At 75.1% G+C, this 26,148-nt stretch carries 20 protein-coding genes; 7 read left to right on the top strand and 13 right to left on the bottom strand.

The features are described from left to right. Nucleotides 1-11: 11 nt before the first annotated feature. Nucleotides 12-2,180: a M48 family metalloprotease gene (locus tag HDA31_RS07560; protein ID WP_178065805.1), complete on the bottom strand. Its 2,169-nt coding sequence runs from the start codon at nucleotides 2,178-2,180 to the stop codon at nucleotides 12-14. Nucleotides 2,181-2,542: 362 nt separating this feature from the next. On the opposite strand from HDA31_RS07560, the gene HDA31_RS07555 reads away from it, so the two are divergent. Beyond that, entirely contained in the window at nucleotides 2,543-3,307 is a 765-nt protein-coding gene (locus HDA31_RS07555; protein ID WP_178065806.1) for a class I SAM-dependent methyltransferase, read from the top strand. Here HDA31_RS07555 and HDA31_RS07550 read toward each other — a convergent pair. Further along, nucleotides 3,228-3,512 (bottom strand): hypothetical protein, encoded by a 285-nt coding sequence (locus HDA31_RS07550; protein ID WP_178067664.1) that lies wholly within the window; start codon nucleotides 3,510-3,512, stop codon nucleotides 3,228-3,230. The genes HDA31_RS07555 and HDA31_RS07550 overlap by 80 nt on opposite strands. A 56-nt stretch (nucleotides 3,513-3,568) precedes the next feature. Then, a complete protein-coding gene (locus tag HDA31_RS07545; RefSeq protein WP_246384038.1) occupies nucleotides 3,569-3,844 on the bottom strand; it encodes a hypothetical protein in 276 nt (91 codons plus the stop codon). Nucleotides 3,845-3,922: 78 nt separating this feature from the next. On the opposite strand from HDA31_RS07545, the gene HDA31_RS07540 reads away from it, so the two are divergent. Next, entirely contained in the window at nucleotides 3,923-4,138 is a 216-nt protein-coding gene (locus tag HDA31_RS07540) for a helix-turn-helix transcriptional regulator (protein WP_219824937.1), read from the top strand. 945 nt (nucleotides 4,139-5,083) lie between these two features. Here the strand turns inward: HDA31_RS07540 and HDA31_RS07535 are convergent. Beyond that, complete coding sequence (locus HDA31_RS07535) at nucleotides 5,084-5,917, bottom strand: SAM-dependent methyltransferase (protein ID WP_178065807.1); 834 nt, start codon at nucleotides 5,915-5,917, stop codon at nucleotides 5,084-5,086. A 385-nt stretch (nucleotides 5,918-6,302) separates the two neighbouring features. On the opposite strand from HDA31_RS07535, the gene HDA31_RS07530 reads away from it, so the two are divergent. Next, entirely contained in the window at nucleotides 6,303-6,515 is a 213-nt protein-coding gene (locus HDA31_RS07530) for a hypothetical protein (RefSeq protein ID WP_178065808.1), read from the top strand. 199 nt (nucleotides 6,516-6,714) lie between these two features. Further along, complete coding sequence (locus HDA31_RS07525; RefSeq protein ID WP_178065809.1) at nucleotides 6,715-7,281, top strand: hypothetical protein; 567 nt, start codon at nucleotides 6,715-6,717, stop codon at nucleotides 7,279-7,281. 64 nt (nucleotides 7,282-7,345) lie between these two features. On the opposite strand, the gene HDA31_RS07520 is transcribed toward HDA31_RS07525, so the two are convergent. Together HDA31_RS07520 and HDA31_RS07515 are read right to left on the bottom strand one after the other, a co-directional pair. After that, nucleotides 7,346-7,822 (bottom strand): hypothetical protein, encoded by a 477-nt coding sequence (locus HDA31_RS07520; protein ID WP_178065810.1) that lies wholly within the window; start codon nucleotides 7,820-7,822, stop codon nucleotides 7,346-7,348. Nucleotides 7,823-7,889: 67 nt separating this feature from the next. Beyond that, the gene (locus HDA31_RS07515; protein ID WP_219824938.1) at nucleotides 7,890-8,774 is read right to left on the bottom strand and encodes a LysR family transcriptional regulator; all 885 of its coding nucleotides are present in this window, start codon (nucleotides 8,772-8,774) and stop codon (nucleotides 7,890-7,892) included. Between the two features lie 125 nt (nucleotides 8,775-8,899). Here HDA31_RS07515 and HDA31_RS07510 point away from each other — a divergent pair, with 125 nt between their 5' ends. Further along, on the top strand, nucleotides 8,900-9,856 hold the full coding sequence (locus HDA31_RS07510) for an FAD-dependent oxidoreductase (RefSeq protein ID WP_178065811.1): 957 nt from the start codon (nucleotides 8,900-8,902) through the stop codon (nucleotides 9,854-9,856). A 48-nt stretch (nucleotides 9,857-9,904) separates the two neighbouring features. Here the strand turns inward: HDA31_RS07510 and HDA31_RS32005 are convergent, their stop codons facing one another. The 3 genes from HDA31_RS32005 to HDA31_RS07495 form a co-directional block, all read right to left on the bottom strand. Next, on the bottom strand, nucleotides 9,905-10,768 hold the full coding sequence (locus HDA31_RS32005; protein ID WP_246384039.1) for a hypothetical protein: 864 nt from the start codon (nucleotides 10,766-10,768) through the stop codon (nucleotides 9,905-9,907). Nucleotides 10,769-10,771: 3 nt separating this feature from the next. Continuing rightward, entirely contained in the window at nucleotides 10,772-13,393 is a 2,622-nt protein-coding gene (locus tag HDA31_RS07500; protein ID WP_178065812.1) for an FtsK/SpoIIIE domain-containing protein, read from the bottom strand. Nucleotides 13,394-13,585: 192 nt separating this feature from the next. After that, complete coding sequence (locus HDA31_RS07495) at nucleotides 13,586-14,413, bottom strand: SGNH/GDSL hydrolase family protein (RefSeq protein ID WP_074474412.1); 828 nt, start codon at nucleotides 14,411-14,413, stop codon at nucleotides 13,586-13,588. Between the two features lie 195 nt (nucleotides 14,414-14,608). Between HDA31_RS07495 and HDA31_RS07490 the strand changes: the two genes are divergently transcribed. Continuing rightward, nucleotides 14,609-16,159 carry a M1 family metallopeptidase gene (locus HDA31_RS07490; protein ID WP_178065813.1) on the top strand — a complete coding sequence of 517 codons (1,551 nt, stop codon included), beginning with the start codon at nucleotides 14,609-14,611 and terminating at the stop codon, nucleotides 16,157-16,159. Between the two features lie 48 nt (nucleotides 16,160-16,207). Here the strand turns inward: HDA31_RS07490 and HDA31_RS07485 are convergent, their stop codons facing one another. Together HDA31_RS07485 and gltB are read right to left on the bottom strand one after the other, a co-directional pair. After that, on the bottom strand, nucleotides 16,208-17,713 hold the full coding sequence (locus tag HDA31_RS07485; RefSeq protein ID WP_178065814.1) for a glutamate synthase subunit beta: 1,506 nt from the start codon (nucleotides 17,711-17,713) through the stop codon (nucleotides 16,208-16,210). After that, nucleotides 17,706-22,370: a glutamate synthase large subunit gene (gene gltB / locus HDA31_RS07480; RefSeq protein ID WP_178065815.1), complete on the bottom strand. Its 4,665-nt coding sequence runs from the start codon at nucleotides 22,368-22,370 to the stop codon at nucleotides 17,706-17,708. The genes HDA31_RS07485 and gltB overlap by 8 nt, the downstream gene beginning before the upstream one ends. Before the next feature lie 145 nt (nucleotides 22,371-22,515). On the opposite strand from gltB, the gene HDA31_RS07475 reads away from it, so the two are divergent. Then, nucleotides 22,516-23,367, top strand: coding sequence for a GNAT family N-acetyltransferase (locus HDA31_RS07475; protein ID WP_178065816.1), 852 nt, complete (start codon nucleotides 22,516-22,518; stop codon nucleotides 23,365-23,367). Between the two features lie 293 nt (nucleotides 23,368-23,660). On the opposite strand, the gene HDA31_RS07470 is transcribed toward HDA31_RS07475, so the two are convergent. Both HDA31_RS07470 and lgt read right to left on the bottom strand, forming a co-directional pair. Beyond that, complete coding sequence (locus HDA31_RS07470) at nucleotides 23,661-24,848, bottom strand: FAD-dependent oxidoreductase (RefSeq protein ID WP_178065817.1); 1,188 nt, start codon at nucleotides 24,846-24,848, stop codon at nucleotides 23,661-23,663. 14 nt (nucleotides 24,849-24,862) lie between these two features. Next, entirely contained in the window at nucleotides 24,863-25,984 is a 1,122-nt protein-coding gene (gene lgt, locus HDA31_RS07465; RefSeq protein ID WP_178065818.1) for a prolipoprotein diacylglyceryl transferase, read from the bottom strand. Nucleotides 25,985-26,148: the final 164 nt, after the last annotated feature.

Raw genomic sequence — 26,148 nt, 5'->3', positions numbered from 1 at the left:
GTCGCTCTCCTTCACTCGCCGTTGGGCACGAACGTGATCTTGCCGTCGACCACCGACAGGACGCCCTCGACGCCGAACGAGTCGTCGTCGCTGAACGGGCTGGCCCCGAAGTAGCCGTCGGTGGTGCCGGTCGCCAGCACCGACCCCTGCGCGTCGTACGGGGTCGACACCCGGGCCGTGGCGGGACCGGTCAGCTCCACCGCGATCCGCGGGTACTCGGTGATCTTCCAGGCGATCTTCTTCACCGTGCTGCCGTTGTAGTAGCGGAAGGGGCAGCCCTCCGGGGCCGCCACCTTCTGCGCCGCGCAGTCGTCCAGGTGCCTGCGCACCTCCGCCTCGGCCGCCTCCCGCGCGCCCGAGGCCAGCACCGGCTCCAGCCGCACCTGGCCCGCGCTGTCCATCCCGGGGACGATGGCGACGGCCTGCGCCGGGGTCTCCGCGAGCACCGTGCTCTGCCCGCCGACCGTGTAGACGCCGGGCAGCAGCGCGAGGGTGTCCCCCTCCGGGGGCGTCTCGACCGGCACCCCGTTGACCGTCAGGCCCGCCTGCCCACCGGGGACGCCCAGCGCGACCGGCCCGCCGGTGAGCCGCCACTCGTGGAACAGGCCCAGCGTCGCCGACTCCTCCCGGCGCAGCGACAGCTCGGCCGGCACCCGCTGGCCGGCGAGGGTGAACTCGACCTTCGCCGTCGCCTCGTCGCCGTCCCGGTCGACCGAGAGCACGTCGACGTCGTCGGGCGGCTGGTAGCCCTCCGCCTCGACCAGCGCGGCGAGCCGGTCGACGTCGCCGGCTGCCGACCGCGCGTCGGGGGTCACCAGCGCCAGGGCCGCCCGGGCGTCGTGGTCGGCCAACGCCGAGAAGTAGCCGTCGACGGCCTGTGCCGGGCGGAACAGGGCCCACTGCGTCACCCCGAGCAGGGTGCCGCCGAAGGCGCAGGCCAGGGCCAGCGCGCCGGCCACCAGCATCGCCCGCGGGGACGCGACCGCCCCCGGCCGCCCGAACAGGCCCTCGGCCGTCACCGGGGCGGCGGCGACGCCGTCGGCAGCCGCCGGGGTGAGCGCCTCCAGCCGGTCCAGCCGCAGCTCGGAGGCCGGATGCGTGGCGCAGACCGCCTCGTCCCAGCCGCTGCGCCCGCTCTCGAACGACTTGCGCCGCTCCAGCATGTCCCGCAGGCCCTGGGCGTGGCCGGCGAGCACCGCGCCCGCGTCGGCGCGGTACTCGGCGGCCCGCACGTCGCGCGAGTGCAGCGGCAGCACCACGTACTTCATGGTGAGCAGCACGGGCCAGAAGAAGACGAACACCACGAAGTTGGTCGCCGGGTGCGGGAAGGTGCGCATCAGCCACGTCGGCACGGCGTGCACCAGCACCAGGGGCAGCGCCACGCCCCGGACGAACGCGCTGGTCACCTCGTCGCCGGTGCGCCAGTGCACCAGCTCGTGGCTGAGCAGCGCCGCGACGTTCTCGTCCGGTTCGTCGAGCAGGCCGGTGGTGACGACCACGTGCCGGGCGTACGCGCGGGCGTTGGTGAGCACCGGGTCGTCCTCGATGAGCAGCCGGGGCACGGTGGGCAGGCCGAGGGCACGCGCGCAGTCGTGCAGGACGGGTTGGAGCCGTTCGGCCTCGCGGCGGCTGAGCCGGCGCGCGCCCGAGATGGCCAGCAGGCGGGGCTCCCACATGATCCGGTACAGGGTGTAGAGCACGCCGATCAGCACGGCGGCGCCCACCATCCCGGCCAGGCCGGTGAACAGGTTCGCCGGCTCGTCGAGGGCGTCGAGCCAGGGCAGCACCAGCACGACCAGGAAGCCGGCAAGGAAGCCGAACGCGACGCCCACGAAGCTGCCGAGCACTCCGCCGGAGCGGGCGAGGAACGCGTCGAGCAGCGCGCCGACCAGCGGCGCGTCCCGCACCGGCTCCGGCAGCACCTCGCCGAGGTTGCCGCCCCCGTTGACGATGCCGGCCACGCCGGCCACGATCGCGCACAACACCCCGAGGAGCAGCGCGGCGGGCACGTAGAACCAGGTGGCCAGGAACGCGCCCAGCACGCCGCGCCAGTCGCGCAGCACCCCGGCGCGCAGCCAGACCAGCACGCTCGGGTATCCCGGGGGCCGGGCGGCGAAGCGCTGCGCGAGGCCGGAGGGGCCCCCGCCCCCGGTGGCGGACGCGGGGTCGGTGGGTGTCACGGGTGCAGCCGGTGTGTCGGCTGCGGCAGGTCTGACGTGCGGGTCAGCGTCCGGGTCGCGCACGGCGGCTCCTCGGCTCGACCGCCACCGCGGAACGGGTGGCGAAGGGGAACGGATAAGGGCACGGCGTATCGGACGGGCGGCTCGGCCGACCGTCGGAGGAATTGCGCAGGTGCGATGAGAGCCGCCGATCCCATGAACGGGAGCCGACGACGACGCAGCACGTTACCCGTCCATAGTGGATCTCGCCAGCAGATTACCGACAATGGTTCGTGACCGGAGTCAGGGGCGACCGACAATGGAGTTCCGCAGAAGGTGAAAACCGCTCGCCATATTGGGCGGAGACATCGACACTGTTCGCCGTGGACGACGCCGTGCGACGCAACCGGGCCGCCTGGGAAACCGCCGCCGGGAAGTACGTCCGGGAGCACGACGACCTGCTGCGCGAGGCGCGGGAGGGCACGTCGCTGAACCCGTCCGAGATCGAGCTGCTGCGCCCGTTGCTGCGCGCCGCGCCGGTGGTGGTGCACCTGCAGAGCGGCCACGGCCTCGACGACGTGGCCCTGGTCGCGGCCGGCGCGCGTACGGTGATCGGGGTCGACTACAGCGCGGTGACGACCGGCGCGGCGCACCGGCGCGCCGCCGCGCTGGGGCTGGCCTGCCGGTACGTGGTCGCCGAACTTCCCGGCGCCCCGTTGTCCGACGGCTGCGCGGAGCTGGTCTACACGGGCAAGGGCGCGCTGATCTGGATGCGGGACCTGGCCGCCTGGGCGCGCGACGTCGCCCGGCTGCTGCGGCCGGCGGGTCACCTGTTCGTGTACGAGGCGCACCCGGCGGCCGCCCTGTGGAGCTGGGACGCCGACGAGCCCCGGATCCGGGCCGACCGGAGTTACTTCGGTGATTGCTTCGTCAACGACACGTTCCCGGGGAACGGGGCGGTGGAATTCCAGTGGACCCTGGGGGAAATCGTCAACGTGGTGCTCGCCGCCGACCTGGAGCTGCTCCACCTGGCCGAACACCCCGAACCGTTCTGGCGGCCGGGCGGAATCACGGCGGCGGCCTGGTCCGGGCGACTGCCGAACGCGTTCTCCCTGCTCGCCCGCCGCCCGCCGGAGCCGGCAGACTAGCCAGCACCCGCAGCCCGGCCGGCTGCACGAAGATCGAGCGGCGCGCGACCGCGTCGCCCCGCGCGTCGATCTGGTAGCCGTCGAGCCAGGTCCAGCCGTGGTAGGTGACCCAGTCGGCGTGCACGCGGATCAGCCGGAAGAAGATCGGCTGGACGAACTGCGGGCTCGCCGCCCGGGTCACGTGCAGCAGCGTCCCGGCCCGCAGCGGGGCTTCTCTCGACGCATAGGGAGCTGAGTCAACGGCGACATCACGCACCGCGCTCACAGTCTCCCGCCCTCGCTGTCACCGTCGCCGCCGTCCCCCGCCCCACCTCCAGCCCCGCCCACGGCGTCGGCCGCGCCCCCGGCCTCGGGCTCCGGGCCGTGCGGCCAGTGCCGGTGGTTGATCGGCAGGCGGTGGCGGTGCCGGCAGGGCAATTCGTTGCCGCACGCGCAGACGTATCGCCACCGGACCCACGACCACACGGGCTTGTGCCGACAGACCAGGGTCAGGGCGGTGGCGAGCAGGTATTCCTGGTAGGACACTCGTCGTCGCATAGGGCCACCATTGCGGCAGGCCAACCGGTCAATTGGCTATTGCCGATCGGACAGCGACGATCGCCCTACCGTCGGCGCATGGGTCGTGGCTCGGTGCTCCTGATGGGGCCCTACGAGATCGCAGAGCGCCTGGGCGTGTCGCGGCAGCGGTTCCAGCAGCTCGCCAGGTATCCCACCTTCCCGAAGCCCTACCAGGAGCTACGCGGCATGAAGGTGTGGCTGGCCGAGGACGTCGAAGAGTGGATCAGGAAGTACCGCCAGCCGCGCCCCACCGAGGACGACACCCCGGAATGATCCGTGCGGCCGGACGGTTGGCTTGCTCCCCTGCAAGGTGGCCTTACCCACGGCCGCGAGCCGCGTCGGTCGCAGTGCCTGGCCCCTGTTGCTGCAGGTCCGGCACCCCGCAGGGCCAGCCCCTGGCCTTCCGTGCTCCAGGTGCTCAATGCTGCTGTCCGCCAGCCGTCACACCCCACTCGCATAGGGCGCTTGAATAGCATCCATGAGGAATGCGCCCAAGCTGCTGATTGCAGCAGCGGCAGTGACGGGAACCGTGGCCTACAGCCTTCCGCAGCCATGGTCACTTGTGGCGGCCCTAGCCGACCTGTTCTTGATCGGCCTCGCCGGTGGGCTTTGGCGGAGGGCACACGAGCGGGAATCCCTCCAGCACGCGCCCGGCAGGTCCGAAGACCGGCCGATCCCGCAACCGGGAGCGTACTTTCCCTTCCCCTACGACCCAGAGAACGAAAGCGCGCGTGCAGCGCCTTTATCAGCTCGGCGCAGGCGCTGGCGCGGCTCTACCATCAAGGACACGCCATCACGTACCAGCCGTTTAGGACGACAGCTGCGACTTCGACTCAACAGGATTGTCAGCGCGGAGGATGGCGCGACGAGTGGGAGTGAGAGCTTGGTGGATCTGGCAGCCAGATTGCAGCGAACGAACAGACGGGGTCAGCTGTGGTGGTTCCTGGCCGGCGTAGCTGCTTCCATCCCCACAGGTGTCCTGGTCAACCTTCTGACGGGCTAGCGGCAAGCAGCACCGGCCAACACGGCCGCCACAGTTGCCGGCCGTCCGGTCCGGACCGCCGGCGGTGAGCGTCCGGCAGGCCAGCTGCGACCTCCTGTCAGGATCAGCGAAGTGCGCCCTGTCGGCGAGGTCGACCACCATGCCCCTGACCCGGCCCGAACCACTCCATCCACCGCTGCCTTGGCCGCCGGGGCGGCCAAGGCAGCGGTCACGGATCAGCTGGCGATCCGGCCCATCGCGCCGTAGCCGAGCTGCCGCGACGGCGTCTGGACATCCACGTCCAGGCCCGGGTCCGGACGCCAGTCCGCCATCAGGGTCACCCCCGGATCGATCAGCTCCATACCTTCGAACCAGGACGCGAACGTCGCCTTGTCCCGCACGTGGAGGGTCGCGCCGACCCCGGCCTGGTAGGCGGCGACCATTCGGTCGACCTGTGCTCTTGTTTCCGCGTCCACCGTGTCGGCGGTGAGGTGGGAGATCGCGAGGTAACTGCCAGGCGCCAGGGCCTCCCGGTATGCCGCGACGAGCCCCTTCGGATCATCCTCGTCGGGAACGAACACGAGCAGCCCACCCAGGATGATCCCCACCGGCTGCGACAAATCGATCAAATCGCGGATTGCCGGGTGTGCCCACACCTGCTCAGGGTGCCTCCCGTCGGCTTCCGCCATGGCGGCGAGCGGCTCCTTCGCAAGAATTTCCTCGCCGTGGATGACGGCCGACGGGTCGTTGTCCACATAAATCACCCGCGCGCGGGGGTTGAGGGCGTGCGCGACCTCGTGCGTATTGTTGGCAGTCGGCAGACCCGCCGCGATATCGATGAACTGCTCCACCCCCTGCGCCACCAGATATCGCACGGATCGGCGCAGCCAGTCCCGGTTACCGCGAGCCAGCAGGTCGACGCTGGGCAGCGTCAGCTTGATGCGCTCCGCCTTCTGCCGGTCGATGGCGAAGTTGTAGAGGCCCCCCAGGTAGTAATCGTAAATGCGTGCGATATTGGCGTTTTCCACGTCAGCTACCGCCCCATCCAGGCGGTTGGCGCTTGCCGTCATTCGAGCCCCTTCGGAGGTTGCTACGGCGCAGGACCGGCTCGCCGGCCCGCCACATGATAATCCGACAACCGCGGATATTGCGATGCTGTGTCCGCCATCGATTCGACTGTGCGGACATTATTGCGGCAGCCGCCGCTCGCGGTCGGACCTTCTCCGCGCGAAGAGCACGCCCGAGCCGTTGCAGTTTGAGGTAATTCGCCGGCAGGCCCCAGAGACGAGGACGAGTTCGACAGCTCCCGGGTCCCCGATGACGCCAGCCCATCGCCGTCACCGATTAGTTGAACCTCGTTACTCATCGTCAACTCCTGATGCGCGGGCTCCGAGTTCTTCGGCGGTGGCGGCGAACTCGCGCAACGCAGCCTGGAGGTCCCCGACGATCCCCGGGGTGATCACCTCGGGCGGCAGCGGCGCGGCGGCATCCTCCAGCAAGGTCCTTCAACCACGTGAGGGTGCCGCCGGCATCGAGCGCCTGCACCTGGTGCACGAACGTGGCGCCCTGGGCCCGGGCTCCGGTGCGCCGCACCGGGTCGCGGGCCCGCGCCTCGCCGAAGCCGCGCGTCTTGACCATGGCGGCCTGGGCGTCGACGTAGCCGGGTGATTCCGCGTCGGCGCCCCACCAGACCAGCAGCGGTGGTCCGCCACGGTGAACACGACAGGATATGAGGAGATGCCCATATTCGCCCACCGCCGACGTATCGGGTATCCGACAGAAACTCACGAGAACTATCGACGATCTTCATCCGTTGATGAGTCAGGATTCTTCGCGATCACTGTGGACCGACACGACCGGGAGAGCCATGCGGGACAGCCTTCTCAGCACCGCCGACGAGGTGTTGGAGCGGCTCGAAGACGAGATCGCCTTCCTGGCGGAGGGCCTGGCCGGGGTGTCCGAACAGCTCACCTGCCTGACCGCCGAGCTCGACGGCCAGCTCGCCGAGGGCGCTCCCGACCAGGTCGGGCACACCCTCGACCGGGTCGCCGCGCTCCTGTGCGACCAGGTGCTCAGCGACCTGACGGCCCTGGCCGGGCTCGGCGCGATCCGCCACGGCCATCCCCCACAACGGGAGGACGACAGCGTCCACGCGATCCCCACGCCGACCGCCGTGGGCCTCCCCGCCGCCGGGCAGGGCGACGCGGGCCAGCGCCCGGCCGACGAGTTGCGGACCCGGGTCGCGGCGGCAGCGGACCACCTCCGGCGCTTGTCGGCCTTCGTCACCGACCGGTTCGACCTGGCCCGCGCGGCGGCGGAACGCGGTGACGCCGACCGGGCGCTGGAGGAGTTGCGGCTGACGCGGGAGGCCGCCGGGAGCGCACCTGCGGGCTACCAGCTCTGGCTGACCTGCCTGGCCGACCTGCCCGGCTGACCCCGCCGGCCCCCGCCCAGCCCGACCCACGACCCACCGCCCGCTGTCCACCACCACGAAATGATCAGTCTGCGGTGCGCTCCGGGGTGGCCGCGGGTCGGACCCCCGCCGCCACGGCCCGCAGCTCCGGCTCGGGCACCTGTTCCGGGTCGGCGCGCACGTCGACGGCCACCCCGGGCTCGACCAGCCGGAACGCCTCGCCGTCGCCGACGAGGCCGGTCACGCCGCCCTCGGTGAACTCGGTGAGTGGCCACGTCGCCGCGTCCCGTTCGTGGTAGTCGGCGAGGAAGTCCCGCAGCTCGCCGAGCGTGCCCAGCCGGCCCCCGCGCAGGACGTGCACCCGCAGGTCGACGCGCCAGCCCTCCGCCACCTGCCGCTCCCACACCCGGGTCCGGAAGCGCACCCCCTCCCACTCGCTGGCGAAGTCGGACACCTCTCCGTCGACCCCCGCCGGAACGTACCCGATCAGGAACCCGCCCAGCTCCCCGCCCATCGACGCCTCCCCCTCGCCCGACCCGACCCGCGCCGGGATCCCGGACACCTATCGTCCACAACGGACGACAACTGTCCACGATCCCGGCGGCCACGGGCGACAAGGGGCGGCGCCGTCAGTCCAGGAGCGCCACGAGGGCGTGGACGGCCGGGTTGGTGGTGTCGCGGTGCCAGGCGAGGGCGACGTCCACCGTGGGGGTCGGCGCGGTGAACCGGCGCAGGCGTACCCCCGGCACCTTCAACGCCCGCGCGCGACCGGCGGGCACGGCCGCGACCACGTCGCCCTGCGCCACCGCGCGCAGCAACTGCTCGTCGTCGGGCTCCTGCCGGACCAGCCGGAAGCCGCCGTGCGGCCAGACCTGGGCGATGGTCCGGTCGAACATGCCGGGGCCGTTGGCGCGGGACCACATGACGGCCGGCAGGTCCACCACCTCGGCCCGGGTGATCCGGCGGCGGCCGGTGGCCAGCGGGTGCCCCGCCGGCAGGGCCAGCAGCAGTTCCTCGGTGTCGACGGTGCGGCAGGCGAGCGCCGGCTCGTCGACCGGCGGGCGGACGAACGCCGCGTCGAGCCGGCCGGCGAGCAGCCCGGCGACGTTCGGCGCGGTCCAGGCGGTCTCGGCGGCGACCTCCGCGTCGGGGTGGGCGGTGCGGAACCGGGCCACCAGGGCGTCCACCGGGCCGCCGCGCGCCGACCGGGTGTACGCGAGCCGCAGCCGCCCGCCCCGGCCCTGCACCAGATCCCTGATGCGGGCGGCGCCGGCGTCGACGTCGGCGAGCAGCCGCGCGGCCTCGGCGGCCACCCGCTGCCCCACCTCGGTCAGCGTGCAGCCCCGGCTGGTGCGGTGCACCAGCGGCACGCCGAGCTGGCGTTCCAGGGCGCGGATCTGCTGGCTGAGCGCCGGTTGGGCGATGTGCAGGCGGGCGGCGGCCCGGGTGAAGTGCAGTTCCTCGGCGAGCACGGCGAAGTAGCGCAGCCGGCGCAGGTCCGACCAGGCGTCCATCCCCGGATCATAAGCGCCGCCTATCGCCGCCCGCCCGGTTCCGTCTTGGACGTGGTCCCGGCCGGCGCGGCACGATCCGAGGCCACGGCACGACACCGGGCGGGCCACGAGGGAAGGAGCCGGCGATGACGGAGACGGCGGACGTGGTGGTGGTCGGCGGCGGGATCATCGGGTTGACCGCCGCCGTGACCCTCCAGGAGCGGGGCGCGCGGGTGACCGTGCTGGCGGCGGACGACCCGGCGGACACGGTGTCGACGGTGGCCGCCGCCGTGTGGTACCCGACGCACACCGACGCGGATCCCCGGGTGCTGCGCTGGGCGCGCGAGACCCACGCGGAGCTGACCCGCCAGGCGGGGGCGGGCGTGCCGGGGGTGGTGGCCCGGCCGACGCGGATGCTGCTGCGCCACCGCTACGACGGCCCGCCGTGGTGGGCGGCGGCCACCGGGGACCTGGTGGCCGGGCCGGCCGAGCCGCCGTACACGGCGGTGCTGCGGTTCACCGCGCCGGCGGTGGAGATGACGCCGTACCTGGGGTGGCTGGCCGGGCGGGTCACCGCCGGCGGGGGGCGGGTGCTGCGCCGCCGGGTGGGCCGCCTCGCCGAGGCGTTCGACGTCGCCCCCACCGTGGTCAACGCGACCGGGCTGGCCGCCGGCCGGCTCGCCGCCGACCCGGCCGTGCACCCGGTGCGCGGGCACCTGGTGCTGGTGGCGAACCCGGGGCTGACCACGTCGGTGCGCGACGAGGACGACCCGGCCGGGATCACCTACGTGCACCCACGCCGGCACGACGTGGTGCTCGGCGGCACGTACCAGCCGGGGGTGTGGGACACCGGGCCCGACCCGGAGACGGCGGCGGCGATCCGGCGGCGGTGCGTGGCGCTCGTGCCGGAGCTGGCCGACGCGCCGGTGCTCGGCGAGCGGATCGGGTTGCGCCCCGCCCGGCACGGCGGACCCCGGGTCGCGGTCGAGGCGGCGGGCCCCGCCGGGGGCCGGCTGGTGCACGCGTACGGGCACGGCGGCGCGGGGGTCACCCTGTCCTGGGGGTGCGCGGCCGAGGTGGCCCGCCTCGCCCTGGCCGGCTGACCGGCCGGCCGGCGACGACCGGCGGCCCGGGGCCGGGGCAGCCGGGCCTCAGCGCAGCAGGCGGAACAGCACCAGGTAGCCGCAGTAGGCCAGCGGCATGAGCAGCACGCAGGTCACGAAACCGAGCGGCACGAACCGGGGCGGCGGCCCGTCCGCGCCCAGCGCCGGCCGCCCCCATCGGCCGAGCACGAGGTAGCCGGCGACGAAGCAGAGCACGGGCAGCGCGCCGCAGGTGGCCACGTAGACGGCCCCCGGGCTGGCCACCACCCCCGCGACGCCGAGCAGCACCATCGCCAGCACGACGCCGGCAGCCGCGCACGCCGCGTACACGGCCAGGGCCCGCGCCAGCGGCGACCACGCCGGCAGCAGCGGCGGCCGGCGGCCGACGGCCTCCGTGAGGCCGATCAGCCGGTCGGTCTCGTCGGCGAGCCGCCGGGCCTCGGCCAGCTCCGCGCCCGGGTCGACACCCCCGGCGCGGGGCGCGGGCACCCCGGCCGACGTCGGCACCGCCACCACCGCGCCGGTCGTCCCACCCTGGGGGTACGCCCCGACACCCGGCCGCCCCGGCGCGTCGGCTGCGCCGCCGGCCCCCGCCGTCCCCGGCTCCGGCGACCCACCGGCCCGCCCGCCGGACGCCCCCGCCCCGGACGCCCCCGCCCCGGCCGGTGCCGGCGACACCGTCGGCGAGGCGGGGCGCGCGCCCGGGGCGGCCGGCGGGTCGGCGGTGACGCCGGCGGCCCGGCCGAGCTGGTCGAGGCGGTGGGACTGGGCGTCGAGGCGTCGGGTGAGCTGGTCGAGCGTCGCGCGCAGGGCCGAACGGTGGCGGTCGGCGGCGACGGCGTCCCGGTCGGTCTCGCGGCGCTGGTCGGCGAGCTGCCGGGCCAGGGCGGCGTACTCGGCGAAGGTGGCCACGGCTCAGCGCTCCTCGTCGATCTCGTGTCCCGGCCCGGTGAACGGCACGATCAGCCGGGTGCGCTGGTCGTGCCGGTCCACCAGCAGCGCCCGGTCGGGACGCGGGGTGTAGGCGAGGTCGTGCTCGCCCAGGTGCAGCCCCAGCTCCGCGCCGGGGACGTTCAACGCGACCAGGCAGGCGACGTCGTCGCGGTGGTGCGTCCCGCCGAGGTCGTCGGCGAGCCGGCGCAGCCCCCGCCACCAGCCCAGCAGGTGCACCCCGTGGCCGGGGCCCTCGCGCAGCAGGGCGCGCAGGTCGTCCAGGCCGGAGCGGAACGTGGTCGGGTCGGTGCCGGCGAGGGCGGCCGAAGCCGCGTCCGCGCCGAAGACCACCAGGTAGGTGCGGCCGGCGATCGGCGGACGGGCGGGGTCGGCCGAGTCGGCGGGGCTGGCCTGGTCGGCGGGGCTGGCCTGGTCGGCGGGGCTCGGCGGGCCGGCGGCGGCGAGGGCGGCGATCCGGTCGCGCAGGGCGGCCGGGTCGAGCCGCTGCACCGGGTGGCCCGCCGCGGCGAGCGCGACGGCGGTCGCGTCGACCACCGGGTCGACGGCGGCGACCAGCCCGGCGAGCAGGAACCGGGCCCCGCCGGGGGCGTGCTGCCGGCCGAGGCCCAGCGCGGCGGCGCGCAGCACCTCCGCGCCGACGGTCGAGGTGCCGACCACGGCCAGGTGCCGGCCCGGGGTGGCGTCGAGGGTGAACGAGGCGGGGCTGTTCGCCACGTCGACGACGCGGCCCACCAGGGCGACCGGGGGCCCGCCGCCGGGGCGCAGGGCGGCGAGGGCCGGATCGTCGTCGGCCCGCGCCGGATCGTAGCCCCGGAAGACGGTGGGCGCGGCGGAGCCGGCCGGCCGCTCGCGCCACAGCTCGTGGCGCAGCCGGGCCAGCTCGGCGCGGGCCGCGTACGCGTCGGGGAAGCGGGCCACGGTGTCGGCCCCGGCCGCCCCGGCGGCGGTGTTGAGCACGGCCGCGCCGATCGGCAGCGCGTCGGCGGCGGTGTTGAGCGCGTCGAGCACTCCCCCGCCGCCGGGCAGGGCCACCCGCAGCGGGAACTGCCCGAAGATCGCCTCGGCGCGGCCGTACAGCGACTCGATGCCGGCGGTGGACTGGCTGGCCAGGACCAGGTGCACCCCGTACGAGCGGCCCTTGCGGGCCAGCTCCTCCAGCAGGTCGACGGCCTGGCGGGCGACGGCGTCGGTGCCGGCGAGCAGCACCTGGAACTCGTCGACGACCGCCACGATCCGGGGCACCGCCGCGTCGCGGGGCAGGTCGGCGAGCTTCGTGACGCCGTGCCGCTTGAGGACGGTCGCCCGCCGGTTCAGCTCCCGGCGCAGCTCCCGCAGCACGGCCAGGCCGTATTCCCGGTCGCTCTCGATGCCGACGACACGGGCGTGCGGCAACCAGGACGGGTCCCGCTCGGTGGGCACGAACTCGGTGAAGCTGACGCCCTCCTTGAAGTCGAGCAGCCAGAGCTGGAGCTGGTCGGGGGCGTAGCGGGCGGCCAGCCCGTAGAGGGCGTCGAGCAGGAACACCGTCTTGCCGGCGCCGGTGCGGCCGGCGATCAGCCAGTGCGGGGTGGCGTCGTCGAAGGCGACGGTGACCGGCTGCCGCCCGGCCCGGCCGACCACGGTGGACAACCCGGCGGCGCTGGTCGCCGCCCAGCGGCGGGCCGGCAGCAGGTCGGCGAAGGCGGGCGGGACGTCGCGGCGGGCGGCGGGGGCGAGGTGCGCGGCGAGGGCGGCCACGGTGGCCGGCGGCAGGTCGCCGTCGAGCACGACGGGGGCGGCCAGCCCGGAGCCGTCGGCGCTGAACGGGTGCCCGGGCGGGTCGCCGACGTGGGCGTACCGCTGCATCAGGCGCAGCGCGGTGGCCGCGCCCGGCGGCGGCGCGTCGGAGCCGGCGGGACCCTGCTGGCCGGCGGCGGCGCGGTGGCCGGCGAGCAGCACGCAGACCGCGGCGGACGCCCCGGCGTGGGTGAGCGCGGCGAGCCGGGCCAGCTCGCGGGGGCCGGGCGCGGCGGCGACGACCAGCACCAGCAGCTCGCGGGCGGCCGGGTCGGCTGCCTGGGCGGCCCGGGCGTGCCGCTCGGCGGAGTCGAGCAGCGCGGCGACCTCGGCGGCGGTGGTGGCGGTCGGGGCGAGCACCCCGGCGTCGAGCAGCGGGCGCAGCGGCAGGAAGGTGGCCCCGAAGGCCACCGTGTCGATCCCGGCGACCCGGACCGTGCCGGGCGGGGCGGTGGCGAGCAGCCGCAGCACCACCGCGCGCAGCAACTCGCCGACGCGCGGGTCGCGGGCGTCGGCGTCGACGGTGAGGTGGCAGCCGCCGCCGAGCGGGACGAGCACGGGGAAGCCACCGTCCAGGGTGGTCGCCTCGCCGACGCGGATCGGGGCGGGCGCGCCGGTCAGCGCGGTGACCCCGGGGGCGGGGGCGGCGAGCCGCCCGCCCACGGCGGCCAGCCGGGCGACGACGTCGGCGGCGGTGGGGGCGGCCGGGCCGGGCGCGCCGAGCGACCGGCGGGCCCGGTCGAGCCGCTCGCGGGCCTGCCGATGGGCGGCGACCGCCTGACCGTACGCCGACGCGAGCCTGCCCACCCTCTGTTGCCCCCCACGCGCGATGGCCGTCTGGTCCAGCGAACCCTAACGGACGCGCGGCGGCGTGGGACAGTCCGCCGCGACGGCGCGCGCACCGGCCCCGCCGGGGCGGCCGGCGGGGCCGGTGGTGGGCCGGCGGCGGGGCCTGAGGCGGGGCCCGCCGGCCGCCGGCCGTCTCCGCAGGGCGCGGGGTCAGCCGGTGACGGCGGTGAGCGCCGGCAGGTAGCCCAGCCGGTAGCCGTCGGCCTTCGGGTGGTACGCCTCGATGACGCCGGTGACGTCGTGGATCCACGGCACGGCGGCGCAGACGCCGTGCCCGGCGAAGTAGGGGCGGGCGTCGGCGAAGGTGGCCCCGGCCGCGGCGGCCCGGCCGGCGGTGATCGAGGCGAGCAGGTCGGCGGCCTCGTTGATGATGGTGCGCTTGTAGGCGCTCATCGCCAGCGCGCCGCAGGAGGTCGTCTCGAACAGGCGCGGGTAGCCGAGCACCACGAGCCGGGCGTCGGGGGCCTTGGCGCGGATCGCCGCGTAGGTGCGGTCGAGGCGGCCGGGCAGCTCGGTGGTGGCGAACGCCCTGGCCTCGTTCACCGCGCCCTCGCAGGTGCTGGTGCTGCCGAACCGGCAGCTCGTGATGACGTCGACGAAGCCGGCGTCGTTGCCGCCGATGGTGATGGTGACCAGGGTGGTGCTGGCGCTCAGCGCGTTCACCTGCTTGTTGATCACGTCGGCGGTGACCGCGCCGCCGCAGGCGGGGAACGCGAAGCTGGCGACCTGGTGGGCGGCGGCCCAGAGCGGGGCGTACGACTTGTCGCTGCGCAGGCAGGTGGACAGGTCGTACGGCCCGGCGCCGACGCCGGAGGAGTAGGAGTCGCCCAGCGCCACGTAGTTGACCGCGGCGGCGGCTCGGGCGGGTTTCGCGGCCTGGGCGGCCTGGGCGACGCCGGGGGCGGCCGCCGCGCCGAGGGTCGCGGCGAGCAGTGCGGTCAACGCGGTCAGGGCGCGGACCAGCGGGCGGTGGGGCATGGGGAACCTCCGCGGGGGCAGGGGTGGTGGATCCTCGGAACCGCGCGCGTGGCCCAGGGGTGGTGGTTACTGGTCGGTAATGCTATCGAAACATTTCCATCGAGGGAATAGGGCGTGGACCGCCCGCCGGGACACACCCGTTTACATCTGTCGATTAGGTTGGCCGGCGTACACCCAACGGAGGGAGTCCATTCCGTGCGACGCGTTCTCGCGGCGGCCATCGCCGCCCTGACCGTCTCCACCGCCGGCGCGGTCGCGGCCGGCGCACCCGGCCACGCCGCCGCCCGATCGGGCTGGGGCCGGCCGGCAGCCGCGCCGGCCGCGCCCGGGCCCGGCAGCCCCGGCCTGGGCGACAGCTACTTCCCCGACTACGGCAACGGCGGGTACGACGTCGACCACTACGACATCCGGCTGCGCTACGAGCCCGCCACCGACCAACTCTCCGGCACCACCACGATCCTCGCCCGGGCCACCCAGGACCTCACCCGGTTCAACCTGGACTTCGTGCTCGGCGTCCAGTCGGTCAAGGTCAACAACTACCCGGCCGTCTTCGCCCGCGAGGGCGCCCACGAGCTGGCGATCACCGCACCCCGCCCGATCGTCTCGGGCCAGTCCCTGACCATCGTGGTGCAGTACGCGGGCGTGCCCTCGCAGACCCGCGTCGACGGCTGGACCGGCTGGACGAAGACGACCGACGGGGCGCTGGCCGTCAACGAGCCCGAGTCGGCCTGGTGGTGGTACCCGAGCAACGACCACCCCAGCGACAAGGCCACCTGGGACGTCTCCGTGTCCGTGCCGACCGGCGTCGAGGTCGTCAGCAACGGCGTGCAGCCCCGGCCGCCGCTGGCCGAGCCCGGCAACCGGACGCGCTGGGGCTGGCGCAGCGCCACGCCGGGCGCGACGTACCTGGCGTTCCTCGCGATCGGGGATTACGACATCGTCACCGACACCGCGCCGAACGGGCTGCCGGTCGTCAACGCGTACAGCACCACGCTGGGCTCGCTCGGGCCGGCCGCGCGGGCCAGCATCGAACGCACCGCCGAGATCGTCGACTGGGAGAGCGGGATCTTCGGGCCGTACCCGTTCGAGGCGCAGGGCGGCGTCGCCGCTCCGGCCAACAGCATCGGCTTCGCCCTGGAGACGCAGACCCGCTCGGTGTACGGGCCGGGCTTCTGGCGGCGCGGGTCGAACACCTACGTGGTCGTGCACGAGAACGCCCACCAGTGGTTCGGCGACTCGGTCTCGGTCGCCGACTGGAGCCAGATCTGGCTCAACGAGGGCTTCGCCAGCTACGCGGAGTGGCTCTGGTCGGAGGAGCAGGGCGAGGGCACCGCGCAGGAGTGGTTCGACTTCACCTACGCCAGCTACCCGGCCGACGACGCGTTCTGGCAGGTGCCGCCCGGCGACCCGGGCGCGAACAACGTCTTCGACGGCGCGGTCTACGACCGGGGCGCGATGGCCCTGCACCAGCTCCGGCTGGCCGTCGGCGACGCGGCGTTCTTCCGCATCCTGCCGGAGTGGACCGCCGCCCACCGCCACGGCAACGGCACGATCGCGCAGTTCCAGGCCCTCGCCGAGCAGGTCTCCGGCAAGGACCTCGACGCCCTGTTCACGACCTGGCTGTTCACCAAGGGCCGCCCGGAGCTGACGGCGGGCGGCTCGGCGGCCCGCGCCGCCGCCCCGGCCGCGCCGGTCAAGCCGAAGTCGTGGGCGAAGGTCCGCGAGGCCCACGAACTGCTGCACTGACACGCCGGCGGGCCGGGACACCAGGTCCCGGCCCGCCGAGCGGGGCCGTCAGCGGGCGGCGAGCGGCTGCCGCGCCGGGTCGACCGGGGCGGGCAGCTCGCCCACCCCGCCCAGGTAGGAGTGGATCGCGGCGGCCGCCGCCCGCCCCTCGGCGATCGCCCAGACGATCAGCGACGCGCCCCGGTGCATGTCCCCGGCGACGAAGACGCCGTCGGCCTCGGTCTGCCAGTCCGGCCGGGCGTCGATCGCGCCCCGGGCGTTGCGGGCCACCCCGAACTGCGCCAGCAGCGGCTGCTCCTCGGTGCCCTCGAAGCCGATCGCCAGCAGCACCAGGTCCGCCGGCAGCTCCCGCTCCGAGCCGGGCACCGCGGTGACGATCCGCCGGCCGTCGCGCTTCTCGACAGTCACCTCGGCGATGCGTACGGCGCGCACCTGGCCGGTGCCGTCGTCGACGAACTCCTGCACGGCGGCGGCGAACACCCGCTCGCCGCCCTCCTCGTGCGCCGGGTAGTTGCGCAGGATCCACGGCCAGGTCGGCCACGGGTCGCGCGCGGCGTCGCGGGCGTGCGGCGGCTCGGGGTACAGGTCGAGCTGGTGTACGCCGGCCGCGCCCTGCCGGTGGGCCACGCCGAGGCAGTCCGCGGCGGTGTCGCCGCCGCCGATGATCACCACGTGCTTGCCGGCGGCGTCGATCGGGGTGCCGTCGGGCAGCACCGCGAGGGCCGGCCGGCCCGCACCGGCGGCGGCGACGACGCGGTTCGCGGCGACCAGGTGCGTCATCGCCTGGTGCACGCCGCGCAGCTTGCGCCCCGGCGTCTCCGGGGTGTCCCGGCCCTGCAACGCGCCGCAGGCGAGCAGCACCGCGTCGTGCGCCTCGCGCAGCTGCTCGGCGGTCACGTCGACGCCGACGTCCACCCCGGTGCGGAACGCGACGCCCTCCGCCTCCAGCTGGGCCAGCCGCAGGTCGATGTGCTGCTTCTCCAGCTTGAAGTCGGGGATGCCGTAGCGGAGCAGGCCGCCGATCGCGTCGTCGCGCTCGTACACCGTCACGGCGTGGCCGGCGCGGGCGAGCTGCTGGGCGGCGGCCAGGCCGGCGGGCCCGGAGCCGACCACGGCGACCGACCGGCCAGTCGGGGCCGCCGCCGGACGCGGCGCGAGGCCGGCCCGCGCCGCCGCGTCGGCGATCTCCACCTCGACCTGCTTGATGGTGACCGGCTGCCCGCCGCCGATGCCGAGCACGCACGCGGCCTCGCATGGCGCCGGGCAGAGCCGGCCGGTGAACTCGGGGAAGTTGTTGGTGGCGTGCAGCGACTCCACCGCGGCGTCCCAGCCGCCCGTGCGGACCAGGTCGTTCCAGTCCGGGATGCGGTTGCCCAGCGGGCAGCCGTCGTGGCAGAACGGGATGCCGCAGTCCATGCAGCGGGTGGCCTGCTCGCGGATCAGCGTCTCGCCGGCCGGCGGGTACACCTCCCGCCAGTCGGAGATCCGCACCGGCACCGGCCGGCGCGCGGGCAGCCGCCGGTCGTAGCGCAGGAAACCGTTCGGGTCAGGCACGAGCCACCTCCTGGGCGACCACCCGCGTGGCGGGCGGCACCGGCGCGGCCGGCGCGCTCAGCGCGCTCATCACCGCGTCGTCGACGTCGTGGCCGGCGGCTTCGGCGGCCCGCATGATCTCCAGCACCCGGCGGTAGTCCCGGGGCACCACCGCGGTGAACTCCTCCACCGCCTCCGGCCAGCGCTTCAGCAGCGCCTCGGCGACCGCCGAGCCGGTCTCGGCGAAGTGCCGGTGCACCAGCTCGTGCAGCCGGTCGGACTCCTCGTCACTGAGCGGGGACAGGTCGACCAGCTCGGTGTTGACCCGCTGCTCGTCGAGCCGCCACACGTACGCGGTGCCGCCGGACATGCCGGCGGCGAAGTTGCGCCCGGTCTCGCCGAGCACCACCACCGTGCCGCCGGTCATGTACTCGCAGCCGTGGTCGCCGACGCCCTCGACGACCGCCACCGCGCCCGAGTTGCGCACGGCGAACCGCTCGCCGACCCGGCCGCGCAGGAAGACCTCGCCGGCCGTGGCCCCGTACAGGATGGTGTTGCCGGCGATGATCTGGTCCTCGGCCCGCTCCCCCGGCGCGGCCTCGCCGTCGACGAACGGCGCGGCGGCGTCCGGGCGGACGACGAGCCGGCCGCCGGAGAGCCCCTTGCCGACGTAGTCGTTGGCGTCGCCGTGCAGCCGCAGGGTGACCCCGCTGGGCAGGAACGCGCCGAAGGACTGCCCGGCGGTGCCGCGCAGCAGGAACTCGATGGTGTCGGCGGGCAGGCCGGCCCCGCCGCGGCGGCGGGTGACCTCGCCGCCGAGCATCGCGCCGACGCTGCGGTGCTCGTTGCGCACCGCCACCTCGACCCGCACGGGCGTGCCGTCGGTCAGCGCCGGCTGGGCGAGGGCGATCAGCTCGTTGTCCAGCGCCAGCTCCAGGCCGTGCTCCTGGGCCCGCACGCCGCGCCGGGCGGCGCCGGCCGGCAGCTCCGGGGAGTGCAGGACCCGGCCGAGGTCGAGGCCGTGGGCCTTCCAGTGGTCGATGGCCGGCACGACGTCGAGCAGCTCGGTCTGCCCGATCGCCTCCTCGATCGAGCGCAGGCCCAGCTCGGCGAGGTAGCCCCGGACCTCCTCGGCGAGGAAGAGGAAGAAGTTCTCCACGAACTCCGGCCGGCCGGTGAACCGCTCGCGCAGCACCGGGTTCTGGGTGGCGATGCCGACCGGGCAGGTGTCGAGGTGGCAGACGCGCATCATCACGCAGCCCTCGACGATGAGCGGGGCGGTGGCGAAGCCGAACTCCTCCGCGCCGAGCAGCGCCGCGACCAGCACGTCCCGGCCCGTCTTGAGCTGGCCGTCGACCTGCACGGTGACCCGGTCGCGCAGCTTGTTGAGCAGCAGGGTCTGCTGCGCCTCGGCCAGGCCCAGCTCCCACGGGGTGCCGGCGTGCTTGAGCGAGTTGAGCGGGGACGCGCCGGTGCCGCCGTCGTGGCCGGAGATGAGGATGACGTCGGCCTTGAGCTTGGCCACGCCGGCCGCGACGGTGCCGACGCCGGTCTCGCTGACCAGCTTGACGTGCACCCGGGCGGCCGGGTTGACGCACTTGAGGTCGTGGACGAGCTGCGCCAGGTCCTCGATCGAGTAGATGTCGTGGTGCGGCGGCGGGGAGATCAGGCCGACGCCGGGGGTGGCGTGGCGGGTGCGGGCGATCCACGGCCACACCTTGTTGCCGGGCAGCTGCCCGCCCTCGCCGGGCTTCGCGCCCTGCGCCATCTTGATCTGGAGGTCGTCGGCGTTGACCAGGTATTCGCTGGTGACGCCGAACCGGCCGCTGGCGATCTGCTTGACCGACGAGCGGCGGGCCGGGTCGTGCAGCCGGTCGACGTCCTCGCCGCCCTCGCCGGTGTTGGACTTGCCGCCGAGGCGGTTCATGGCGATGGCGAGGGTCTCGTGCGCCTCGGCGGAGATCGACCCGTACGACATCGCGCCGGTGGCGAACCGCTTGACGATCTCGCTGGCCGGCTCGACCTCGTCCAGCGGCACGGGCGGGCGGACGCCGGTGCGCAGGGTGAACAGCCCGCGCAGTGAACCGGCCTTCGCGGCCAGCTCGTCGACCTTGGCCGTGTACTGCCGGAAGACGTCGTACTGGCGGCTGCGGGTGGCGTGCTGGAGCAGGAAGACGGTCTCCGGGTTGAACAGGTGCAGCTCGCCCTCGCGCCGCCACTGGTATTCGCCGCCGACCTCCAGCCGGTCGGTCGCCGCCGCGCCCGGCGCCGGCCAGGCCAGCGAGTGCCGGGCGGCCACCTCGGCGTGGACGCCGTGCAGGTCGACCCCGCCGATCGTGCTGGGGGTGCCCCGGAAGTAGCGCTCGACGAGGCGGGCGTCCAGGCCGACGGCCTCGAACACCTGCGCCCCGCAGTACGACGACACGGTCGAGATGCCCATCTTGGACATGATCTTCAGGACGCCCTTGCCGAGCCCCTTGACGTAGTTGCGCACCGCCTTCGCCGGCTCGACGCCGGTCAGCGCGCCGGTGGCGATCATGTCCTCGACCGACTCGAAGGCCAGGTAGGGGTTGACGGCCGCCGCGCCGTAGCCGATCAGCACGGCCGCGTGGTGCACCTCGCGGCAGTCGCCGGACTCGACGATCAGCGCCACCTGGGTGCGGGTCTGCTCGCGGACGAGGTGCTGGTGCACGGCGGCGGTGAGCAGCAGCGACGGGATCGGGGCGAGGTCGGCGTTGGAGTCACGGTCGGACAGCACCAGGATGCGCACGCCGTCCTCGATCGCCTCGGAGACGTGCCGGCAGATCTCGGTGAGCCGGGCCTTGATCCCGGCCCCGCCGTCGCGGGCCCGGTAGAGCCCGGAGACCCGCACGGCCTTGAAGCCGGGCAGGTCGCCGTCCTCGTCGATGGAGAGGATCTTGGCCAGCTCGTCGTTGTCGATCACCGGATAGGGCAGCACGATCTGCCGGCAGCTCGCCGGGCCCGGGTCGAGCAGGTTGCCCTCCGCGCCGATGGTGTGCTGGAGGCTGGTCACCAGCTCCTCGCGGATGGCGTCCAGCGGCGGGTTGGTGACCTGGGCGAAGAGCTGGTGGAAGTAGTCGTAGAGCAGCCGCGGCCGGGTCGACAGCGGGGCGATCGGGGTGTCGGTGCCCATCGAGCCGAGCGGCTCGGCCCCGGTGCGGGCCATCGGGGCGAGCAGGATCTTCAGCTCCTCCTCGGTGTAGCCGAAGGTCTGCTGGCGGCGGCGCACCGAGTCGTGGGTGTAGACGATGTGCTCGCGCGGCGGCAGGTCGCCCAGGTCGATCAGCCCGGCGTGCAGCCACTCCGCGTACGGCTGGGCGGCGGCCAGCTCGGTCTTGATCTCGTCGTCGGAGACGATCCGGCCGGCGACGGTGTCGACCAGGAACATCCGGCCCGGCTGGAGCCGGCCCTTGGCGACCACGGTGGCCGGGTCGAGGTCGAGCACGCCCGCCTCGCTGCCGAGCACCACCAGGCCGTCGGCGGTGCGCCACCAGCGCCCCGGGCGCAGCCCGTTGCGGTCCAGCACCGCGCCGACGACCTCGCCGTCGGTGAACGCGACCGACGCCGGCCCGTCCCACGGCTCCATCAGGCTCGCGTGGAACCGGTAGAAGGCGCGCTTGTCGGCGCGCATGTCGGGGTCGTTCTCCCACGCCTCGGGGATCATCATGAGCACGGCGTGCGGCAGGCTGCGCCCGGCCAGGTGCAGCAGCTCCAGGACCTCGTCGAAGTTCGCCGAGTCGGAGGCCGCCGGGGTGCACACCGGGAAGACCCGGCGGATGTTGCCGGGGAGGTTCGGGCTGCGCAGCAGCGCCTCGCGGGCCTGCATCCAGTTGCGGTTGCCGCGGATCGTGTTGATCTCACCGTTGTGGGCGATGATCCGGTACGGGTGGGCCAGCGGCCACGACGGGAACGTGTTGGTGGAGAACCGGGAGTGCACCAGCGCGATGGCGCTGTCGACCCGCCCGTCGGTCAGGTCGGGGAAGAACTCGGGGAGCTGGTCGGGGGTGAGCATCCCCTTGAACACCATCGTCCGGCAGGACAGCGACGGGAAGTAGGCCGGCACGCCCCGCTCGGCGGTCTCCCGCTCGGCCTGCTTGCGGACGCAGAACGCCACCCGGTCCAGGTCGAGGCCGGACAGCGGCGAGCCGGCCGGGCCGGCGGGGGTGTCGGTGAGCCGGCTGGCGGCCAGGAAGACCTGCCGCACCCGGGGCATCGCCGCCAGGGCGGTCTCGCCGAGGCCGCTCGGGTCGGTGGGCACATCCCGCCAGCCGAGGACCTCGGCGCCCTCGACCAGGGCGTACTTCTCCAGCACCCGGCGGGCGCGCGCCTCCGCGTCGTCGTCGGTCGGCAGGAAGACCAGGCCGGTGGCGTACTCGCCGGCGGGCGGCAGCGGGAAGTCGACGACCTCGCGCAGGAACGCGTCCGGCACCTGGATCATGATGCCCGCGCCGTCGCCGGTGTTGTGCTCCGCGCCCCGGGCGCCCCGGTGGTCCAGCCGGAGCAGCGCGCCGAGACCGTTGGCGACGACCGAGTGGGAGCGCCGGCCGTACAGGTCCGCCACGAACGCCACCCCGCACGCGTCGTGCTCGTGCGCGGGGTCGTACAGCCCGGCCGCGGGCGGGGCCGACTGCTGGCTGAGAGGGTACGGAAAGGCCACCGGGCCTCCTGTCGTCACTCAGGTTGGATCATGGTCGGGACGACGTCGGCCCTTATGGGTCTATTGAGTCTACGTTAGGGGTAGGCGCGCAAGGCCAGTTCAGATTGATCACACTTCCAGATTCTGGGAAGGGTAGTCTCGCGCGGTGGATCACGTACGCGCTGAGACGACCGTGACGTTCGACCGGCTGGAGCGGTTCTACGACGCCGTGCCCCGCGACGTGGCCCGCGCGGAGGAACACGGCCCCCTCGTCCTGTTCGTCCGGGAAGGGGAGGGATGGCCGTTCTACGCGCGGCCCCGCCTCGACGCCGCCGGGCCGCCCTCCGTGGCCGACATTACCGCAGTGCGCCAGCGGCAGCGGGAACTCGGCCTGCCGGAGGCGTTCGAGTGGGTGCACGAGCGCAACCCGGCCCTGCTCGCGGTGGCCCGCGCGGCCGGGCTGACCGTCCTGGAGGCCCCGCTGATGGTCCTCGACCCGGCCGCCCTGGCCGACCCGGGCGGCTTCGCCGACGTGCCGGTGCGCCTGCTCGACGCGGCCTCCCCCGGCCTCGCCGCCGACGTGGCCGCCCGCCGGGCGGTCGCCGCCGTGGGCTTCGCCGCCGCCGGCACCGCCCGGGGCGACGCCGGCCCGGCGCAGCGGGACGCGGCGATCACCGAGCTGGACGTGGCCGCGCTGGAGGAGGAGCGGGCGCGCATCGCCGACGGCCGGCGGCTGTCCGCGCTCGCCGAGGCCCCCGGCGAGGGGGCGCTGGCCAGCGGAATGGCGATGCGGGTCGGCGACACCGCCGAGATCGCCGGGGTGGCGACCCTGCCGGCCGCCCGCCGCCGGGGGCTCGGCGCGGCGGTCACCGCCGCCCTCGCCCACGCGCTGCGCGCCGCCGGCACCGACCTGGTCTTCCTCTCCGCCGGCAGCGAGGACATCGCCCGCGTCTACGTCCGGGTCGGCTTCCGCCGGATCGGCACCGCCTGCATCGCCGAGCCCGCCGCGATCATCTGACGCCGCCGCCCCGGCGGCCCGGCGGGGACGCGCCGCCGCCTGCCGGCGGGGACGCGCGGCGATGTCGGCGGGGACGCGCGGCGATGTCGGCGACATCGCGGTATCAGGGGCGCGGGGATACCGCCATGTCGCCGACATGACGCCCGGACCCGGCCCGCGCCCGGACCCGGCCCGCGCCCGGACCCGGCTCGGCCCCGGACCCGGCCCACGCCCGGCCCGAGCCCAGCCCCGTCCCCGGCCCGGACCCCGGCCCGCCGCTCGCGGGCAGCGGGCCCCGGCCCTGCCCGGGGCGGTCAGGACGGGGGACGCCACTGCGCGGCGGAGGCCGCCGCGCCGGAGAGCAGGCGGGGACTGATCGCGCCGAGGGCGGCGTCGCGCGCCCGCAGGGCGAGCCGGCCCCGCGCCTGGAGCACCGCCGACATCCGGCGGGTCTGCCGCACCACCGTCGCCGCGCGGGGCCGGCGCAGCCGGTCGTACGCGGCGACCGCGTCCGGCAGGCGCGACTCGCGCAGCAGCGAGGCGAGGGTGGCGGCGTCCTCGAAGGCGAGGCACGCGCCCTGGCCGAGGTGCGGGGGCATGGCGTGCGCGGCGTCGCCGAGCAGCACCACCCCGCCCGGCCCGGCCGGGAAGCCGTACGAGCGGGGCAGCGGGCGCAGCTCGCGGATCTCCTGCTGCACCAGGTCGGCCGGGTCGGTGGCGTCGAGCAGCTCGCCGACCGGCGCGGGCCAGCCGGCGTACCAGCGGCGCAGCAGGGTGAGCTGGGTCTCCGGCGGCTCCGGGCGGGACGCGCCCGCGGCGGTGGCCACCCAGTAGATGCCGCCCCGGCTCGACGCGCCCGACGAGCCGCGCTCGCCCAGCGAGGCGGCCACGAAGCGGTACCCGGCCCCCAGCGTCTCCCCGCCCACCGGCGCGTCGGCCGGCAGCCGGGGCGCGCGGTACCAGGGGATCACCGCCCGCCAGGCGGCGCAGCCGGAGCTGACCACCCGGGACTCGGGGGCCAGCTGCCGGCGGATCTCGCTGTCGGTGCCGTCGGCCGCGACGACCAGGTCGGCCTCGAAGCGCTGCCGGCCGTCGCCGACCGACGGGCGCTGGCCCGGCTCGGCCCGCACCGTGCGCACCGACACGCCGGTGCGCAGCTCCACCCGCTCGCCGAGGCCGGCGATCAGGGCGTCGTGCAGGTCCTCCCGGTGCACCACGACGGGCATCCGGTCGGCCGGGGTGGGGCGGGGCTGCACCAGCCACTGCCCGTCGGGGCGGCGTACGCCGCCGTCGGGCAGCGGCGTGGCGATCGCGTCGAGCCCCGCGCCGAGGTCGAGGGCGCGCAGCGCGCGTACCCCGTTGGGCCAGAGCACGACGGCCGTCGGGTCCGGGCGGACCCGGTCGGCGCGCTCCAGGAGGGTGACCTGCCAGCCGGACCGGGCCAGCGCGCCGGCGACCGCCAGGCCGCCGATGCCGGCGCCGACCACCACCGCGGTACGCATGCCGGCCCTCCCGCTCAGCTCTCGCGGTCGGCGGCGCGGGAGCCGGTGGCCCCGGCCGCCTCGTCGCCCGCCCCGTCGGGCCCGGCTGCCCCGCCGTCGGCGTCGCCGGTCGCGGTGGGGTCGTCGGGGACGGCCCCGGTCTCCTCGTACGCGCGGAACTGCTCCTCGCTCACCACCCGGTAGCCCGCCGGGGCGGCGGCCCGCGCGCCGGCCTCCCGCTCGGACAGGTCGAGCTGGGACACGTCGCCCCCGGTCGCCGGGGCCGGGGCGGGGCCGCCCAGCGGGACGAGGTATTCCCGGGGCCCGCGCACGCGCAGGAAGTAGACCAGCGCCCCGACGAAGACCAGCGCGGCCGTCCAGACGTTGAGCCGGAGGCCGAGGATGTGGTTGGCCTCGTCGGTGCGCATCAGCTCGATCCAGAACCGGCCGGCCGTGTAGCCCATGACGTAGAGCGCGAACGCCCGCCCCCGGCCCAGGCGCAGCCGCCGGTCGAGGACGAGGACCAGCGCGGCGACGCCGACGTTCCACAGCGCCTCGTAGAGGAACGCCGGATGGTAGAGCCCCGGCAGCAGCACCGGCTCGCCGTCGACGACCTTGGCGTGGCCCGGGTTGCGGGGATCCATGTCGTGCACCTGCAACCCCCACGGCAGGGTCGTCAGGCCGCCGTAGAGCTCGTTGTTGAACCAGTTGCCCACCCGGCCGACGGCCTGCGCGAGCGGCAGCCCCGGGGCGAGCGCGTCGGCCACCACCGCGAACGGGATGCCGAGCTGGCGGGCCGCGAGCCACGCGCCGAGCGCCCCACCCGCCACCGCGCCCCAGATGCCGAGACCGCCCTCCCAGATGGCGAACGCCTTGAGCGGCTCGCCGCCCGCGCCGAAGTATTTCTCCGGCGAGGTGATCACGTGGTAGATCCGGGCGCCGATGATGCCGGTCGGCACCGCCCAGACGGCGATGTCGAGCACCGCGCCGGGGGCGACGCCGCGCTGGCGCAGCCGGCGCTCGGTCACCACGCAGGCCACCGCGATGCCGGCGATGATGCAGAGCGCGTACGCCCGCAGCGGCAGCGGGCCGAGCTGCCAGACGGCCGTGCTGGGGCTCGGCAGGGCCGCCTGGGGGATCGTGGAGACGAGGGTCACGGTTGCACACGCTACCGCCGCCCACCGCCCCGGCGGCACCCCGGGCCGGGTGCAAGGAAGGGCCCCTTGTTAACGCCTGGGGTCGAGAAGGGTCCCCTTCTCACCCCGCACGGCGCGCGCGAGCGGTGCCGGGCGGGGCGGGGCGGAGGGGGCGGGGCGGGGCT

The organism is Micromonospora carbonacea (assembly GCF_014205165.1).
GTDB lineage: Bacteria > Actinomycetota > Actinomycetes > Mycobacteriales > Micromonosporaceae > Micromonospora > Micromonospora carbonacea.
Note: the sequence above shows the minus strand (reverse complement) of the source record. Positions and strands in the feature narration are given on the sequence as shown.

Excerpts from the sequence above, each read along its gene's own strand:
- HDA31_RS07545 (WP_246384038.1), bottom strand. The coding sequence starts at position 3,844 with ATGCGACGACGAGTGTCCTACCAGGAATACCTGCTCGCCACCGCCCTG.
- HDA31_RS07540 (WP_219824937.1), top strand. The coding sequence starts at position 3,923 with ATGGGTCGTGGCTCGGTGCTCCTGATGGGGCCCTACGAGATCGCAGAG.
- HDA31_RS07535 (WP_178065807.1), bottom strand. The coding sequence starts at position 5,917 with ATGACGGCAAGCGCCAACCGCCTGGATGGGGCGGTAGCTGACGTGGAA.
- HDA31_RS07525 (WP_178065809.1), top strand. The coding sequence starts at position 6,715 with ATGCGGGACAGCCTTCTCAGCACCGCCGACGAGGTGTTGGAGCGGCTC.
- HDA31_RS07515 (WP_219824938.1), bottom strand. The coding sequence starts at position 8,774 with ATGGACGCCTGGTCGGACCTGCGCCGGCTGCGCTACTTCGCCGTGCTC.
- HDA31_RS07510 (WP_178065811.1), top strand. The coding sequence starts at position 8,900 with ATGACGGAGACGGCGGACGTGGTGGTGGTCGGCGGCGGGATCATCGGG.
- HDA31_RS07495 (WP_074474412.1), bottom strand. The coding sequence starts at position 14,413 with ATGCCCCACCGCCCGCTGGTCCGCGCCCTGACCGCGTTGACCGCACTG.
- HDA31_RS07470 (WP_178065817.1), bottom strand. The coding sequence starts at position 24,848 with ATGCGTACCGCGGTGGTGGTCGGCGCCGGCATCGGCGGCCTGGCGGTC.